The organism is Nostoc piscinale CENA21, assembly GCF_001298445.1.
Classification (GTDB): Bacteria; Cyanobacteriota; Cyanobacteriia; order Cyanobacteriales; family Nostocaceae; genus Nostoc_B; species Nostoc_B piscinale_A.
Genome location: NZ_CP012036.1, coordinates 4,478,338 through 4,495,871, shown reverse-complemented (window position 1 = coordinate 4,495,871; position 17,534 = coordinate 4,478,338). Strand labels below are relative to the sequence as shown.

Genomic DNA, 17,534 nt, shown 5'->3' with positions numbered 1-17,534 from the left:
AATACTGATAACAATTAACTCCTACTGCCCAACTATCAGTAGCCACAAACAGATAGTTGTTTATATTAAGGTTTGAAAATAACTGTTAAATATTGCTGCAAAACGGGGAATTTTCTTGAATAATCTTCCTAGATTTCCCGATGATATTTTCTAATCATTCACACATTCAGGAGCAAAATCTAGTGCTGACTTCCACTTTACTGGCTGCTGCCACTGCCCCTCTACAATGGAGTCCCGCGATCGGCCTTATCATGATTGTTGCTAACATCATCGCCATTGCCTTTGGCAAATCTAGCATTAAATATCCTAGTTCCGAGCCAGCGTTACCCGAATCAAAATTCTTTGGTGGTTTTGGTTTACCTGCACTACTAGCCACTACAGCCTTTGGCCACATTCTAGGCGTAGGTATCATCTTAGGATTGCATAATCTGGGTAGATTCTAAGTTTTCTGCCTCAGTTTGCCTTTAGTTCTATATTGTTTTGTCTCAACGCTTGGAGCTAGAAATTAGGATTTCTGGCTCTTTCGTATCTGCAAGAATAAGTCAAGACTGGGCGTTGCTTAATTGCAGGATGATTTATCTCACGCAGAGGGCGCAGAGATGTAGCGATAGAATATCTCACTCAGCACTCAATATTAAGAAAAGTAATAATGCTTTCTTACGTCGCTGATAATTTCCCAAGTACAGGACATCCCAGCCGGAAAAGTTACCAAATCTCCCTTACCCATTTGTATTGGTTGTCCGCCATCCGGCGTAACAATGACATCACCTGTCAAAAAATAGCAAGTCTCTTCAGTATCGTAAGTCCAGGGAAATTGGGATACTTCCTTTTCCCAAATCTCCCATGTGAACACACCCAAATTTTTTAGATATTCTTGACTGGGTTGATGCTCAATTTTAATTTCCATATTTTGTGTTCTCAGTTTGCGTTTAACAGTAGGACTGAATATCTTCGCCACACTGATCTACTAAATAACACAAAGCACGAAAACGCAAGCCAACAAATTGGTCATAAAGGGGGTTCAGTTTGCACATAGGGGGAATGTGGGCTATGGTGCGACCGAACAACACAATATCGCGCTCAAAAGGACATTGGGCAGGGATCAATTTAGCGATAAAGTGTGCTAGTTTGCGATTTTGAATTTCGAGTTCATCTAACCATTGACGTAACGGTTGCAGAACATCATAACGAGATTTACCTAAGAAATTTTTGTTCGCTAATTTTGCAGGCTGCTCTAAAGTTTCAGGTTGAATGAAAGCAGGAAAAATAATAGATAAGGTAGTGGTTTTAGGCATAATCGTTAGTAATTTTTTTGAGGTTAATACACTAATAGGTAGGTTGCACATTTAAGTCTATCCACGCAATTTATCCCAGTAAGATATGTGGCGCTTGCAGACATAAGTTTCTGTAAGCACAAAATGCTTATTTGGTTTACAAAATGCGGGGAAACGTTGACTTAATTGATATTTAAACCCACCGTATGGTGGAGAACTGTCCCGTTAACTACAAAATAACAAAGAAAAGATAAAAGTGGGATTTTTTTAACTTATTGATTGCTGATACCGGAAATAGCAATTTCATATATTCAATTTAGATGATACGTTCGGAAACTGTATAGTATCCGTAGATTGAATTTGGCGAGCCAAAGCGCAGTAATATTCTGACTTTAGCTAGACTTCTCAGGAATTAGCTTCTAAAGCTAAATGATTTTAGGATATGGAGTATCAAATAAATTGTTATGTAGGCTACATAAGTAACCCCAAATCCTATTTAATTAGTTACTCAAAATCCTTTGATAAGCAGAGACTAATAATGTTGCGTAAGTAACCAAACAGAACATCAGGGACGTAAATTACAGCATATTTCTACTTTTGAAATGCTGAAGAACTGCTGTATTTAGAATCAAGATAAATACTCACAGGGTAAAATCTTCATGCTATCTTTACAAAACATTTAAATAATTTGCTTGAGTTTGCTGTGAACAACACTAAGAAATAGTACATTCCCCAAATATTCTGATACAGCTATAGGCAAAATAGAGGTAAGAGAATTTAGCAAAGAACAACGATGACTACAGTAGTCCAGTCCAGCACTTTAGCAGAATTCCTACAACGCCCCGAAACTAAACCCGCCTCGGAATATATCAACGGAAAAATTAGCCAAAAACCTATGCCCCAAGGAGAACATAGCCGCCTTCAAGGTAAACTTGTCGCCACTGTTAATGCGGTGGCTGAAACTTCCAAAATTGCCCTAGCTTTCCCGGAACTGCGTTGTGTGTTTGGAGGTGCTGCGATAGTTCCTGATATTTCTGTGTTTCGCTGGGAACGCATTCCCCGTGAACCATCAGGTAGAATTGCTAACCGCTTTGAAACTTATCCTGACTGGGCTATAGAAATTCTCTCTCCCGACCAAAGCTTTGGAAACGTTCTCAATAAACTATTGCATTGTTCCCAAAATGGCACAGAACTAGGTTGGTTGATTTTTCCAGATGAAGCGAACATTTTGACTATCTTTCCTAACCAACGAGTTGAGATGCTGACAGGTACAGCCCAACTCCCAATTCTCAGCAATATTGATTTAACTTTAACTGTTGAGCAAGTTTTTAGCTGGTTAACTCTTGAGTAGTCAGTTGCCAAATTTTGATGGTTTTATCAGAACTACCACTGACAAGAAACTTACCATTGGGGCTGAGGGCGAGGGAATTGATGGTTCCTGAATGTCCGGTGAGGGTGTAGAGAATTTCGTTGGTAGCAATTCGCCAAATCTGAATTGTACGATCGCTACTACCACTAAATAACAGTTTACCATCAGGACTCAAGGCAATTGATTTCACTTCATCTGAGTGACCGTTGAGAGTCTGCAACAGTTTACCTGTCAGTAAATGCCAAATCTTAATCGTTGTATCCGCACTCCCACTAAACAGCAGTTGTCCATCCAAACTCATGACAATTGATTTTACTTCGCCTGTATGACCTATGAGTGTGCGGAGGGGATCGCCTGTATGGGGGTTCCACAGTCTGATTTTGCTATCGGAACTACCACTGGCGAGAATGCTACCATCAGGACTGATGGCTACAGCATGAACAGATGAAGAATGCCAAAGTGTACAAATGCGATCGCCTTTGTGTAGATTCCAGATTTTAATTTTATTACTGCCACTAGCGAGAATCTGCCCATCTGGACTAATATTAACGACGTTGACTGGTCTTTGATGCCCTAATAAAGTGTGAATTAACTGACCAGTTTGTAAATGCCAAACTGTGACGTTACTTTTGGGATGTTGACAACTCCCCACCGCTAAAAAATTGCCATCGGGACTAATAGCCACCGATGAAACTTCACCTAAATTACCGGAGATAGTTCTGATTTGTTTGCCGGTTTGCAAATTCCAGATATTAATGGTTTGGTCTGCACAACCACTCACTACAGTTTCGCCATCGGGACTAATAGCCACAGATGCAACTTTACCGGAATGACCAGTTAAGGTGTAAATAAGTTCGGGAGATTCGAGGTGGCGTTTTTTGTTTAAGGGTGGCGATCGCTTGTAAAATTTTTTCTATAGAGGCAACACTTTGGCGATCGCCCACTGCGATAAAATATTCCTGTAGTTTGTAGATATATTCCTCATCTTCGATTTTGATGGCAGATTGCATCGCTTCTAGAGCATTGGGAAATGCCTGAGTTACAACTTGACGTAATTCCAGCCAAGTGTTGATGGAATAATCTACTTGTTCTGCTGCCCAGGTGCGATCGGGTAAATGTGATAAACTCTGGGCTAATTGCAAAGCCAATTCCGGAACCCAATATCGACGCTCTTTTGCCAGAGCTTGATAAACTTGCTGATAACCTGCGGCATACACCTGCAAAATATTATCTTCTGACATTGCCTGTACAGTGGGCAAATCAAGTTTATCTTTGAGAAAACTAGGTAATAACTCCGGTAATAATGGCGGTACATCATGATGGACTAAGTGATAAGCATCTGCTACCCAAGCCGCAACTAAACAATGACAAGTAATTAATACCTGACAAAACTTAGCAATATCCTGCTGATTTATTTGGTATTTCAAAGATAACTTACTAATATCAATACCTTTAGCTTGCCATTTCTCAGTCTTTTCTAAAAGAGCTAAATTATGAACATTATCACCACCTAATTGATTAATTTCTTCTAAGTCTTCCCCTAAATTAATTAATTCATCTCTAATATTTTTCCACTCTAAAGCCCGACTTTTAGCAAACTCTTGTAAAATCTCTTTATATGGTAAACGTGAGATAGTTTTATAAAAATAATTTTCTTGCCCTAAACCCCAATAAGCAATGCGAAAATTTAAATAATCCCCATCATGGTCTGATTCTAAAATTAAAATTGGCTCTGTCTTTAACAGACTAAACAAAGCTTTAATACTAGATTCACTATGAAAACGTTTACTATCCCAAGCGCCTGCTAAAAATTCTGTTGGTCTTGTTGGGTGATGCAAAGAATAATTGGTATTAATAAATTCTCGGATACCTTCGGCTAAAATTCTTTCAACTTCCGAAATCTCTTCAGGATGACAATCAAATTGATCAAACTTAATTTGGGGAGGAGCTAGAAAAATTTTTAGGGGAATATTTGTCCTTGTATTCCGAGTCTCTAAAATTTGCGAAGGATATAATCTTAACGGCCAGCTATCTAAAACTTTATTAACTTCGGGTAACTGAAGAGACGTATCTCTTTGCTGTTGTGCTATTTGTAATTGTGTTTCTCGTTGATAAACAGCTAATTGCTGTTGCAATATTTTTTCTTGATGAAATTCATCTTCGGCACTTTTACTATTAGTTGTAATATTGACAAATTCAATAACTTCTTCGATAAATTGGGGTATTTGAGAATTTGTTGTCGTCAAACCTTCTGTTGTTCTTTTTTGTACTAGATTGACAACTACAGGTGCAAACTCTAGTACGAGTTGGATAAGTAACCTTAACCCTTGTTCCATAAAGGGATGCCTGTTAGATAAATAACATTAATCTTGAGATAGGAAATACGTGTGTGCAGCAGTTTGTTATAAAATACTGCTGCAATTCATCACTTAAAATAATCGCTATAAGCCATCCTACTATTGAGCGGGATCATATTTGCCCAGAAATTAAATTTTTAACTCCCTGGCCAATTACCGAGCATCATAGTAGAATTGCCAGGAAATTTTGTCTAGCGATCGCCGCCTTAATTCAATTTTAAAATAGTCAGAAACCTAAGTAAATCAATTCCTATCCAAATTTTCAAAAACCTAAGAAATTCAAGCTTTGTGTTATAATTAGGATTTGTATTAATATTCTAGCAATAAATCAGACTTAAATAATTAAAAACGGCTGATTTTTGGCATAATCAAGCAGCAATAAATAGTAATGAATGTGGGCATAATCATCACAACTCTTGATTAACTAATAATCTATTAGTCAATGCCCACCTTACAGATGCCTAAGTATTTGGCGAAAATCAAAGATGATGTCTATATCTTCCACTTTTAGAAAGTATTTTACTAAAAAAATACCCCATATTGCCCGAAATAATTAAAATCTAATTCCTAACTGCCCATTCAAACCTCTCACAGAATTATAACCAGCCCCCACGAACACATTTTTTGTTGCACCCACTTGAACACCACCAGAAACAGCTACACCCTTATCTTGAGAATATAATCCCACACCAACATAAGGAGAAATCACTGGTAAATTGATAAACTTCAACACATCTACTCCCGTTGCACCGTCAGGGCCATTCCCCACTTCCACACCCAAATTTAAAGCTCTCGCGCCTACTGCATAAGTTACATCACCCTCTTTGCTACCAACAGATACCCAAGGCTGAGGTACTAGTTGAGCTGATGCTTGGCTTGGTGCAAACAAAGCTAACAAACTAACTGATGTTATGAGTGTTTTAGTAATAATTGCGTTTTTCATTCGTGCCTCCTAATATTCATCAGTAATAATGATTAACTGTGACGCATTTACCTCAACTAAGTACCTGAATGAAGAATTCAGAAATCAGAACAAAAGGGTAGGTAAAAAAGACATACCGCTGATTGTAAACAGCTAAATTTCATATTTAGCGGGGGTTTTAAACCTAGTTATTCATCTGCTATTTATACAGAATTCAATTGGAAAATATCGGTGGCTAATTCTGCTTATCTGCACCAGATTTATTTTTGCAATTTTGCTTACTTTGATCTCACTTTACCTAAACCTCACTAGTTGAACTGTATTTTTACCTAAGCTAGTTTTTTATACTGACTGAATTACACCAAAATCATACTCCTCATTTTAGGCAATGACTCGTTGAAAGTAATGAAATAAATTAACTCTGCTGCAATTTTGCACCTCAGACCTGGAAAATTCGGTAGATTTATTTAAATCTTGCCAAAAATTAATAACATCATCATCTGTTAATCAGCAGAAAAATAATAGTAGATAAACTCAGGTAAGCAGATTTTGGCAGTATTAGAATGTAGCAAAATACATCCGTAGTTTAAAATTTGTTTTGTAATTTCTTCATATTGAGTTTGCAATTGTTATGCCAAAAATAACTGATTCATAGATGCTTTTAATCATGTAGTTCCGACTCACGCAACTTTGACAAGCAATAGTCAAACTTCAGTTTCCTATCGCTTGTGATAGTTGCGTAGGTCTTAATTTTATGAATAATATTTTGAATTCGGCTCTCTCATTAACATACACTCAACTCAGCAATTTTTCTGATTTAAAAAACTTTTGGAATCTGTTTGAAACTGTTTTTGGCAATCAATATAACCATACTGCTGCCAATATTTTGCGTTCTCAATGGCAAGCTGGAGATTTTAGTCAATTTCCAGAAATCGAAATTATTAGTAATAGTGTTTTTGATGATAATCAGACAGGTTATGTTGGTAGTACTAACAAAATTTATTTGTCTGAAAGCTTTGTTAATACAGCGACACCAGCAGCAATCAAAGCTGTTTTATTAACAGAAATTGGCAATTTTATTCATGGTGCGGTTCAAGCAACAGACACTTCTAGCGATAAAGGGGCGATTTTTGCTGATTTAGTTCTTAATAATAGCTTAACCAACCTAGCACCTACATCTATCCTGCAACCTAGTCTGCTGCAAGCTCTTCAAGGCAGTAAGGCACATGCTCAAATTTGCAGTTGTTCTTCTTGTATGCTTGCGCCAGTCAATTTAAATTTAGTCAACGCGCAACCGTCATCAGTAGCCCAAGCAACATCAGGTGTTTTAGATTTATCCAAGACTTTCTTCTTGAATAGTTTAGCTGGAGCCAACCAGACAATTTATTTAGATTTCAATGGACATACCACTTCTGGGACTTACTGGAACACAGATTATCAAGGTGGGGCTAACATTGTCACTCCAGCTTTTGATTTTGATGGCAATACAGCATCTTTTAGTTCGGCGGAACTGGAACGAATTCAGTATATTTGGCAACGTGTCGCTGAGGATTTCAGCCCGTTTAATGTCAACGTTACAACCCAAGCACCAACAGATATTAATGACTTGATTAAGAGTGGTTCTACTGATACTCGCTGGGGTGTGCGGGTTGTGATTGGTGGTAGCAGTAATGACTGGTATGCTAGTGGGGCTGGAGGAGTAGCCTACCTTGATTCATTCAATTGGAATAATGATACTCCAGCCTTTATATTTAGTGACACTCTATATGATGACGAAAAATATGTTGCTGAAGCGATTTCCCATGAAGTAGGTCACACTTTGGGACTGGAACATGATGGCAGAATTAACCCCGCAGAAGAATACTATCGGGGACAGGGTAGCGGTGTTACTGGCTGGGCTGGAATTATGGGTTCAGGGTATTACCAAAACTTAACTCAGTGGAGTAAAGGTGAGTATGCTTCTGCGAGTAATACTGAAGATGATTTGCAAATTATTACTACTTACAATGGTTTTGGCTACCGAGCCGACGATGCTGGTAACACAATTGCCACAGCAAAATCATTAACTGTTTCTGGTACATCTGTCAGTGGTAGTGGCATTATTGAGCGCAACACAGATGTGGATTTTTATAGTTTTGTTACTGGTGCAGGTGCGATTAATTTGACAATTGATCCTGTGAGTCGCGGCCCCAACCTCGATATATTGGCAAAGCTATATAATTCTGCTGGGACTCTAATTGCATCGTCTAATCCCACTGACTTATTATCAGCTGCGATCGCCACCACAGTCACAGCCGGAACTTATTATTTAGCTATTGATGGTGTCGGCAAAGGAGATCCACTTTCTACTGGCTACACAGATTACGGCAGTTTGGGTCAGTATTTCATCAGTGGCACTATTATTAATAATCCAACTGTCAGTCTGGCCTTATCATCGAGTAGCGTTAACGAAGATGGCAGCAGCAATTTAGTTTACACCTTCACCAGAAGCGGTAGCACCACCAATGCGTTGACAGTTAACTACAGTGTTGGCGGTACGGCAATATTTAACAGCGACTATAGTCAATTGGGTGCGACCAGTTTCACCCCTACAACAGGCACAATTACTTTTGCTGCTGGTGCAAATACAGCCACACTCACTATTGATCCCACAGCAGATACCACTTTTGAAACTAATGAAACCGTTGTTTTAACTTTAGCGGTTGGTAGTGGTTACACCATTAACACAACAACACCCATCACGGGAACCATTGTTAATGATGATTTGCAGCCGAAAATTAACCTCAGTGCCAGCCAGACTGTTGTTGAAGGTAACACTAACCCGCAAACCGTGACTTACAATGTTACGCTTTCTAATGCCAGTAGCCAAACTATCACCGTTCAATATGCTACTGCTAATGGTTCAGCGATCGCAGGTTCAGATTATACTGCCACCACGGGAACTTTGACTTTTAACCCAGGTGTCACCAGTCAAGTTATCAATATTCCCATTCTCAATGATTCTGTCAACGAAGCAAACAAGACCTTAATTTTAAGCCTGAAATCGCCTACCAATGCCACTCTAGGTACAACTGCAAGTGTCACTACAACTATTACCGATACTCTGGTTAGTTCTGTAACTACAACCCTAGCAACGAATGTCGAAAACCTCACCCTCACAGGCACAGCCGCAATCAACGGTACAGGAAATGCAGGTAACAATATTCTCAGAGGTAATAGTGCCAATAACACCCTAACAGGTGGGGATGGCAATGATACCTACGTGTTCACAGCCACGACTCTTTTAGGTACTGATAAGATTGTGGAAGCAACCACAGGCGGAATTGATACTATTGACCTCCGGGAAACCACTCTTGCTAGTAATATCAATTTAGGAATCACTACAACACAGACAGTTAATAGCAACCTCAAACTCATACTCTCTGCCAACAACGTCATTGAAAACGTCATTGGTGGTACAGGTAATGACCGTTTGACTGGTAATGCACTGAATAACTTTTTGACTGGTGGTAATGGTAATGACCAACTCCAAGGGTTAGCAGGCGATGATACACTTTGGGGCGGACTAGGTGATGATATGCTGACCGGAGGCGTTGGTAAGGATAAATATTTGTTCCAAGCTGATGGCGCTTTCACTGCCAGCTTAGGCGTTGACTATATTAGCAATTTTGAAGTCCTCCAAGATAAGATTGTGCTGAGTAAAAATACTTTCAAGGCTATTACTAATAGTGTGGGACAGACTTTAACAGACTTTGCAGTTGTTACAGATGATGAGTTTGTCAACGCTAGTAGTGCGCGGATTGTTTATAGCCAAAGTACTGGCAGCTTATTCTATAACCAAGATGGTAATATCTTGGGTACAGGAACAGTGTTTGAGTTTGCTCGTTTAGGCAATAATGATATTACTCTGACTAGCAGCGATTTTATTTTAGTTGCCTAGTAGTCTATCGCATTAAATATGAGGGGTTCGTAGTTGCGATTTATCGCTTAAATCAAGGGCTAAAGCCCAACTAGAAACTTTAAAATTAATCACTTGGACAGGCTCAGTGACCACCTACGCGGAAAGCGCGTAAAATCATGAGTTTGGGCAGGTATAGAGTGTAGGGACATGGGCAGTGTATGTATCCAAAACGCTTTTGCCCCTACATCCATTCTTCACAGATAATTTCGGTGCGTAAGTCCTATTGGTATCGAAATGTTGCAAACATCCTTTTAAAAGATGTCGCTTCAATCTTCTCAACGATACATTAAAAGTATCTGGAATAGAGAAGTTTTGAGGCTCAAACAATGAAAAATATTATGGCATTGAGTCTATTAACGTTAGCTACTATTACTGGGCTTTTAGTTAACACTCAGTCTGCCGAAGCTCATAGACGTTACTATCGCCATTATCCATATTATAGGCATTCATCATACTACTGTTATCCGATTACTAAATGGATAGTGGATGAAGATCCTGCTTATCATCCCCAGGCTTATGCTGATGGTTATCGTCAAGGACAAGCACAAGCTCAAAGAGGAAATGCTTACAGGCCACGTACTGCTGGCGGAGAATTTAGCCGTGGTTTTGATGATGGTTATTATGGCAGAGAATTTGCCGGACAGAAACATATTGTGCCTAATGTTGTGAAACCATACACTACTACACAATGCGGTTAGTTTTGATTGATTGTTGTTAATTAAATTCAGGTTCAAGGGTGTTGAATATTTGTATATTTCCTAAAAATTTGGCTAGTGTTCAGTGCTTAATAGTGAACTCATATTTGATTTTGGAAAAAAATCAATACACCCAAATAAGCCTTCTTTCTTACTCCTTACTCCCTGACTACATAAGTAAGTTCGGCAATCAAACCGAATTTCTATAGGTTATTGCCCAAGTCAAAATATCTGTGGTTTGATTTGAAAGATATAAACTTTGCACAATATCTATTCAAATTCCAGAAGTCTCATGATCAAGGTTGCACCTGCTGTTGTAGTGTTGGGTCAAAATAGTGTGGCAATAGCCCGTAAAATGATGAGCGTCTTGCCAGGAGCAAGATTATACGGTTTAGCAGGACGAACTTCTGGTGTTGATGTTAGTTTTAGCAATTTTGGCGAGACGTTGCGCGAGTTGTTTGCTGCGGGAACACCTGTGATTGGTATTTGTGCTGCTGGTATTCTGATTAGAACCTTAGCTTCTTTGATTTCTGATAAACGTCAAGAACCGCCAGTATTGGCTGTGGCGGAAGATGGTAGTGCGGTAGTCCCTTTATTGGGTGGGTTAAGTGGAGTCAATGATTTAGCACGCCGCATTGCTGAGGTATTGGATGTTAAAGCTGCAATTACAACTACCGGGGATATTCGGTTTCGCACGGCGTTGTTATCGCCTCCTGCTGGTTATCATTTAGCTAACCCAGATGATGCGAAAACTTTTATTTCTGATTTGTTGGCGGGAGCGCGAGTTAAATTAGAGGGAACTGCACCTTGGTTGAGTAATAGTCAATTGCCGATTGATGCTGAAGGCGAATTGACTATTAAAGTTACAGAACGGCTGGTAGATTCTACAGCTAATTGTCTTGTTTATCATCCCCAAACGGTAGCGATCGCCATCACTCAACCTAATGTTAATTTAGCTACAGTTAAGCAACTACTAACCGATGCTGAAGTTGCACCTGCCTCTATCGCTGGAATCTTTGCGCCTCTTAGCATTGCTGCTCATTCAGAAATCCACAATATCGCTGATGCGTTTGATGTACCTACACGCTTTTTTACCCAAAACCAATGGGAAAGCCCACAAGCAATGGCTTTGGCTGTCACAGGTGGTCAACTCATCCCAACGACATCTGCTGACATCGCTCTAGCTATTGCACCCGCACCCCTTGACCCCAACACCATCGGTCAGCCACGGGGTAAGTTAGCCATTATTGGCACTGGCCCTGGTGCAGCACAGTGGATGTCTCCAGAAGTCAAAGAAATTCTCAGGTTGGCGACCGACCTTGTAGGTTACAAAACTTATCTTGATTTAGTTGGGTCTTTGGCTGATGGGAAGCAACGCCATGAGTCTGATAACCGCGAGGAAATAGCGCGAGCTACAATGGCGCTAGATTTGGCGGCTACAGGTAAGTATGTCGCTGTGGTGTCCTCTGGTGATCCTGGGATTTATGCAATGGCGGCGGCGGTGTTTGAAGTCCTCGACCGTCATCCCAAACCAGAATGGGACAGTATCGAAATTCACGTTGCACCGGGCATCTCTGCAATGCAAGCAGCCGCCGCAGCAGTAGGCGCACCTTTGGGGCATGACTTCTGCGCGATTTCACTATCAGATATTTTGAAACCCTGGTCAATTATCGAACAAAGAATTGCGGCGGCGGCTGGAGGAGATTTTGCGATCGCCTTTTACAACCCTGTCTCTAAAGACCGTACTTGGCAACTTGCAGCCACTAGAGATATATTACTGCGATATCGCACACCAAACACCCCCGTAGTATTAGGCAGAAATTTGGGCAGACCAGGACAAACAATCAAGGTGATTTCGCTTGAGCAATTAACACCAGATGTCGCCGATATGCGAACAGTGATTATTGTCGGTTCTAGCCAAACCAGGACTATTCAACGCAGTGATGGCAGTGTCTCAGTTTATACGCCGCGTCGATATGCCCAGTAATTTCAGCCAGAATCATATTTGCGTTTTAAGTGTATATACTGGACTTTAGTTTATTTGTATATAGCTATTATGTAGCAAGTATGTAGCACTTGCTACTAAAGCTAGTGGTTCGAGTTTGAAACCGAAATAACCATCAAACAACCCTTGGCTATTAATCAGCAAGAGGTAAGATGCTTCATTTCATAGACTCACAAACAACCAAAGATGAACACATTCGAGATAAACATCCAGCGCAAACTAGGCAAAAACTGGCCGATAGTAGTAGAACACAGCCGACAGGGTGAACTACTATCATCGCGTTCGGAAGGAACCCTCGAACTCACAGCAGAAGACTTACAAAAACTCACCAGCTTACTGGGACAACCCCTAGAATACGGCACATATCTCGGAAAAGCACTGTTTAAAGAAGAAATTCGAGATGCCTTTGTCCGGGCTTTGCACAACTGTCACACAGCCTTGCGAGTCTTATTATTTATCGAAGCCGAAGATTTAGAACTACGAACCTTAAAATGGGAAAGACTCTGCGGCAAAATTGATGACGGTTGGCGGCTATTAACATTAGAACAGCGCACACCCTTTTCCTTTTATATTCCAGCAATTACAGACCGTCGTTTCCCTCCCATTGGTCGCAGAGACTTACGCGCCTTAATCTTAGTCGCCAGTCCCGAACAAATTGGGCGATTTAGTCTAGAACCCTTTGATGTCGCAGCCGCCGTTTCATGTGTGCGTCAAGCTTTGGGCGAAATACCATCAGACGTGTTAGCCACAGTCCCAGACGCAATTGGCGAACCAACCATAGATGAACTCTGTAAACACTTAACCGATAGAACCAAGCAGTATACATTACTGCACATCATCAGTCATAGTCGAGTCATCGACAACGGCGAAACAGTCCTTTACTGGGTGAAGGAAAATAATCAAGTAGAACCAGTCACAGGAACACGTTTAATCGACAGACTACGCTCATTAACAGGAGCCAAAAGTCTACCACACTTTATCTTTTTATCTACCTGCGAAAGCGCCAGTAGAGAAGCCGAAGCCGGGTTAGGTGGTTTAGGACAAAGACTAGTCCGAGATTTAGGAATGCCGGCAGTTATCGCCATGACAGAGAAAGTCACAGTCAAAACCGCCTTAGCATTAGGTACAAAATTTTACGAACAATTACGTCAATCTGGGGAAGTAGACTCAGCATTACACGAAGCCTTAGCCGGACTCGCAGAGCGAGGTGATGTCACTGTCCCCGCTTTATTTAGTCGCCTGGGTGGACGACCTTTATTTAGTGACCAACTAGATAGAGATTTGACGAACGCCGAAATTGGGTATGCTTTAGAACAATTTGAGCAATTATTATCAGAACGCGCCCCAGCACTACACCCAAGATTTGCAGAACTAGCCCAGAAATTAGGTAATAGTTTAGGTGCAGATATCAACGCCTTAAGCAAATCAGCCCGTGAAGAACGGGAACAAGCTTTAACAGCAGTCAATACACTTTGTGAAGAAATAATTGACCTGAGTTTTAACGCCTTGGCTTTAGGTCAGCAACCACCTACTTATAATTCTCATTGTCCTTTCTTGGGCTTGTATCCTTTCCGCGAAGAAAACCGCGAGTTTTTCTTTGGGCGAGAACAATTAATTATTCAACTCAATGAAAAACTAACAGAACATAATTTTTTTAGCTGTGTTAGGTGCTTCTGGTAGTGGTAAATCATCAGTGGTACTAGCAGGGCTGATTCCTGCATTACAAGAAAAACAACATAATTTAGTGGTGTCATATATGACACCCAGTAATAACCCACTTGCCCAATTGCAAGCGACTCTTGCGGGAGGAGAAAATCAACAACCTGCACCTTTAGTTGACTCGTTGTCTTTGTTAGATATTGAAAATGAATGGGTTCCAAAACCAGAAACAGCCATTGAATTAGCCAAAGGTGGTGTTGCTGTCAGCACGACTGTTAAACAAACTTCTATTTTAATCATTGACCAGTTTGAGGAACTCTTTACCCTCTGTAATGATGAAACTGAACGCCGAGAATTTATCGCGCAAGTTTTAACCTTAACTCAACAGCAAAAAGTTGTAATTACCATGCGGGCAGACTTTTGGGGAGAATGCGCCCCTTACCGTGAGTTGAAAGAACTCATGGAAGCCCGACAAAAACTGATTGCGCCAATGGATGGTGCGGAATTGCGAAAAGCAATGGAAATGCAAGCTGCACAGGTAGGTTTGCGGTTTGAACCAGGGTTAAGCAATACCATTCTTGATGATGTTCAAGGTGAACCGGGGGCAATGCCATTGTTGCAACACGCACTGCTAGAGTTATGGAAGCGACGACATGGTAGATGGTTGCAGTCGGGGGAGTATGAAACAATTGGTAGTGTGAGAATGGCGATCGCTCAAACTGCCGATGATGTTTACAATACCCTATCACTGTCGGAACAAGAGCAAGTTAAAAATATTTTCATCCGCTTAACTCGCCTAGATGACAGCATGATTCAAGGAGATATCCGCCGCGATACAAGGCGCAGGGTGTGGTTAGATGAATTAGTTCCCACGGGTAGTACACTCACATCAATTAAAGAATTAGTCAATCGGTTAGCTGGGGAAGGTGCAAGACTGGTAGTTACCAGTATTGATAGTTCCACAAATAAAGAAGAAGTGGAAGTCGCCCACGAAGCATTAATTCGTTACTGGCCGAGATTGCTGAATTGGTTGGATGAAAACCGCACAAATTTACAATTAAGAGAAACTATTCGTCAAGCGGCGTTAGATTGGGAGAGGCAACAAAAAGATGACAATTATTTGGTGCATCGTGGCGGTAGGTTAGATGATGCCCAGGTGTTAAGTAAGCAAGCAGGATTTCTCAATCAACTTGAAGCTAACTACGTCAATGCTTGTGTAGAATTGCGCCAGCGCCAGGAAGCAGAAAAAGAAGCCCATCGCCGTCGAGAAATTAGAACTGCTTGGGGAGTTGCTGGTGGCGCAGTTGTGGCTGTGATTATTAGTGCTAGTTTAGGGCTGATGGCTTGGTCTCAAAAGCGAGAAGCAGAAATTACTAAAGCTGAGGCCATCAGTCAATATTCTTTAGCACTGTTTGATTCCCATAAAGAATTGGAAGCACTTACAGAAGGAATTAGGGCAGGCAAAATTTTTAAAGAATACAAAGTTACTAAACCCCTAGTTTTAGCGGCTTTACAAAAATTAGTTTATCTGAGTCAACAACGCAACAGTTTTCAGGAGCAAAATGGGCTGACAAGCATAGCTTTTAGTCCCGATGGTCAAATCATTGCTTCTGCTAGTTTGGACACAAACGTGAGACTTTGGGATACAAAAGGTAAACTCTTAAAAACCTTCCAAGGACATCAAGATAAAGTCAACAGCGTTGTTTTTAGTCCTGATGGTAAAACTATTGCTTCTGCTAGTGATGACCAAACAATAAAACTTTGGGATTTAAACGGCAACCTACTGCAAACTTTCAAAGGACATCAATATGGTGTCTATAGCGTAGTCTTTAGTCCCGACGGTCAAATCATTGCTTCTGGTGGTAATGACCAAACAATAAAACTTTGGGATTTAAACGGCAACCTACTGCAAACTTTTAAAGGACATCAAAATTCAGTTCTAAGTTTGGCCTTTAGTCCAAATGGCCAAACTATTGCTTCTGCTAGTTATGACAGTACCGTGAAACTTTGGGATTTAAGCGGTAAGGAATTACAAACCTTTAAAGGACATCAAGAAAGAGTACCGATTAAAAGTGTGGCCTTTAGTCCTGACGGTAAAATCATTGCATCTGCAAGTCACGACAAAACCGTAAAACTTTGGGATTTAAACGGCAACGTACTGCAAACCTTTCAAGGACATCAAAATTCAGTTAATAGCGTAGTGTTTAGTCCTGATGGTACAACCATTGCTTCTGCTGGTCGTGACAATACCGTGAAACTTTGGGCTTTAAACGGCACATTATTGCAAACTTTAAAAGGACATCAAGCTTGGGTTGAAAGTGTAGTGTTTAGTCCTGACGGTAAAACTATTGCTTCTGCTGGTGGTGACAATACCGTGAAACTGTGGAATTTTAAGAGTCAGTTTTTGCCAACTTTCAACTTTACGTCCTCTAGTATGGCCTTTAGTCCTGATGGTAAAACTATTGCTTTGGCTCGTGGAGATGTAGAACTTTGGGATTTAAACGGCACACTATTGCAAACTTTAAGACATCAAACTTTGGTTAATAGCGTAGCATTTAGTCCTGATGGTAAGACTATTACTTCAGCAAGTAATGACAATACCGTGAAACTTTGGGATTTAAACGGCACATTATTGCAAACTTTCTCAGGACATCAAGATTTTGTCAATAGCGTAGCCTTTAGTCCTGATGGTAAGACTATTACTTCAGCAAGTAATGACAAAACGGTAAAACTTTGGGATTTAAACGGCACATTATTGCAAACTTTCTCAGGACATCAAGATTTTGTCAATAGCGTAGCCTTTAGTTCTGATGGTAAGACTATTGCTTCAGCAAGCAATGACAAAACGGTGAAACTGTGGGATTTAAACGGCACATTATTGCGAACTTTTCAAGGAGATCAAAGTTCCTTTACAAGCCTTGCCTTTAGTCCTGATGGTCAAATTATAGCTTCAGCAAACGATTATGGAATTGTGAGATTTTGGGATTTAAAGGGTAAGCAGCTGGAAGTTTCCCCAGTAAATCAATATCCAATTTCCAGCATAGTCTTTAGTCCCAACGGTAAAATTGTTGCTTTTGGTACTAGAAATTCCATAATTTTGTGGGATTTTGATTTAGATTCTCTAATGGGTAATGCTTGTGATTTGGCGCGAGATTATCTCAAAAATAGCGAGTGGGTAGAAGAAAGCGATCGCCATCTCTGCGACGGTATCAGCAAACCTCAATAAACTATGTATTAAATTTAAATTTGAACTCTGTGTCTCTGTAGTTCCCTGCGGGAAGCCGCTTGCGTG

10 protein-coding genes and 1 pseudogene are annotated in these 17,534 nt (G+C 40.5%); 7 read left to right on the top strand and 4 right to left on the bottom strand.

What is annotated here, in order from left to right; translation table 11 throughout:
• Positions 1 to 182 precede the first annotated feature (182 nt).
• Positions 183 to 443 (top strand): photosystem I reaction center subunit PsaK, encoded by a 261-nt coding sequence (psaK, locus tag ACX27_RS19410; protein ID WP_062295039.1) that lies wholly within the window; start codon positions 183 to 185, stop codon positions 441 to 443.
• A gap of 191 nt (positions 444 to 634) precedes the next feature.
• Here psaK and ACX27_RS19405 read toward each other — a convergent pair whose 3' ends face one another.
• Both ACX27_RS19405 and ACX27_RS19400 read right to left on the bottom strand, forming a co-directional pair.
• Complete coding sequence (locus ACX27_RS19405; protein ID WP_062295038.1) at positions 635 to 907, bottom strand: cupin domain-containing protein; 273 nt, start codon at positions 905 to 907, stop codon at positions 635 to 637.
• 22 nt (positions 908 to 929) lie between these two features.
• Positions 930 to 1,295, bottom strand: coding sequence for a Mo-dependent nitrogenase C-terminal domain-containing protein (locus ACX27_RS19400; protein ID WP_062295037.1), 366 nt, complete (start codon positions 1,293 to 1,295; stop codon positions 930 to 932).
• Positions 1,296 to 2,067: 772 nt separating this feature from the next.
• Between ACX27_RS19400 and ACX27_RS19395 the strand changes: the two genes are divergently transcribed.
• Positions 2,068 to 2,625, top strand: coding sequence for a Uma2 family endonuclease (locus ACX27_RS19395; RefSeq protein ID WP_062295036.1), 558 nt, complete (start codon positions 2,068 to 2,070; stop codon positions 2,623 to 2,625).
• On the opposite strand, the pseudogene ACX27_RS19390 reads toward ACX27_RS19395, so the two are convergent.
• Together ACX27_RS19390 and ACX27_RS19385 are read right to left on the bottom strand one after the other, a co-directional pair.
• Positions 2,603 to 4,979: pseudogene (locus ACX27_RS19390) on the bottom strand (WD40 repeat domain-containing protein). The gene ACX27_RS19395 and the pseudogene ACX27_RS19390 overlap by 23 nt on opposite strands.
• A gap of 574 nt (positions 4,980 to 5,553) precedes the next feature.
• Positions 5,554 to 5,943, bottom strand: coding sequence for a hypothetical protein (locus ACX27_RS19385; protein ID WP_062295035.1), 390 nt, complete (start codon positions 5,941 to 5,943; stop codon positions 5,554 to 5,556).
• 733 nt (positions 5,944 to 6,676) lie between these two features.
• On the opposite strand from ACX27_RS19385, the gene ACX27_RS31050 reads away from it, so the two are divergent.
• The 5 genes from ACX27_RS31050 to ACX27_RS19365 all read left to right on the top strand — a co-directional run bounded on the left by ACX27_RS31050 (position 6,677) and on the right by ACX27_RS19365 (position 17,468).
• A complete protein-coding gene (locus tag ACX27_RS31050; protein ID WP_083468781.1) occupies positions 6,677 to 9,862 on the top strand; it encodes a Calx-beta domain-containing protein in 3,186 nt (1,061 codons plus the stop codon).
• A gap of 347 nt (positions 9,863 to 10,209) precedes the next feature.
• Positions 10,210 to 10,581, top strand: coding sequence for a hypothetical protein (locus tag ACX27_RS19375; RefSeq protein ID WP_062295034.1), 372 nt, complete (start codon positions 10,210 to 10,212; stop codon positions 10,579 to 10,581).
• Between the two features lie 289 nt (positions 10,582 to 10,870).
• Positions 10,871 to 12,565 (top strand): precorrin-3B C(17)-methyltransferase, encoded by a 1,695-nt coding sequence (cobJ, locus tag ACX27_RS19370; protein WP_062295033.1) that lies wholly within the window; start codon positions 10,871 to 10,873, stop codon positions 12,563 to 12,565.
• A 204-nt stretch (positions 12,566 to 12,769) separates the two neighbouring features.
• Complete coding sequence (locus tag ACX27_RS32700; protein ID WP_083468780.1) at positions 12,770 to 14,263, top strand: CHAT domain-containing protein; 1,494 nt, start codon at positions 12,770 to 12,772, stop codon at positions 14,261 to 14,263.
• The gene (locus ACX27_RS19365; RefSeq protein ID WP_235526267.1) at positions 14,244 to 17,468 is read left to right on the top strand and encodes a WD40 repeat domain-containing protein; all 3,225 of its coding nucleotides are present in this window, start codon (positions 14,244 to 14,246) and stop codon (positions 17,466 to 17,468) included. The genes ACX27_RS32700 and ACX27_RS19365 overlap by 20 nt, the downstream gene beginning before the upstream one ends.
• Positions 17,469 to 17,534 lie beyond the last annotated feature (66 nt).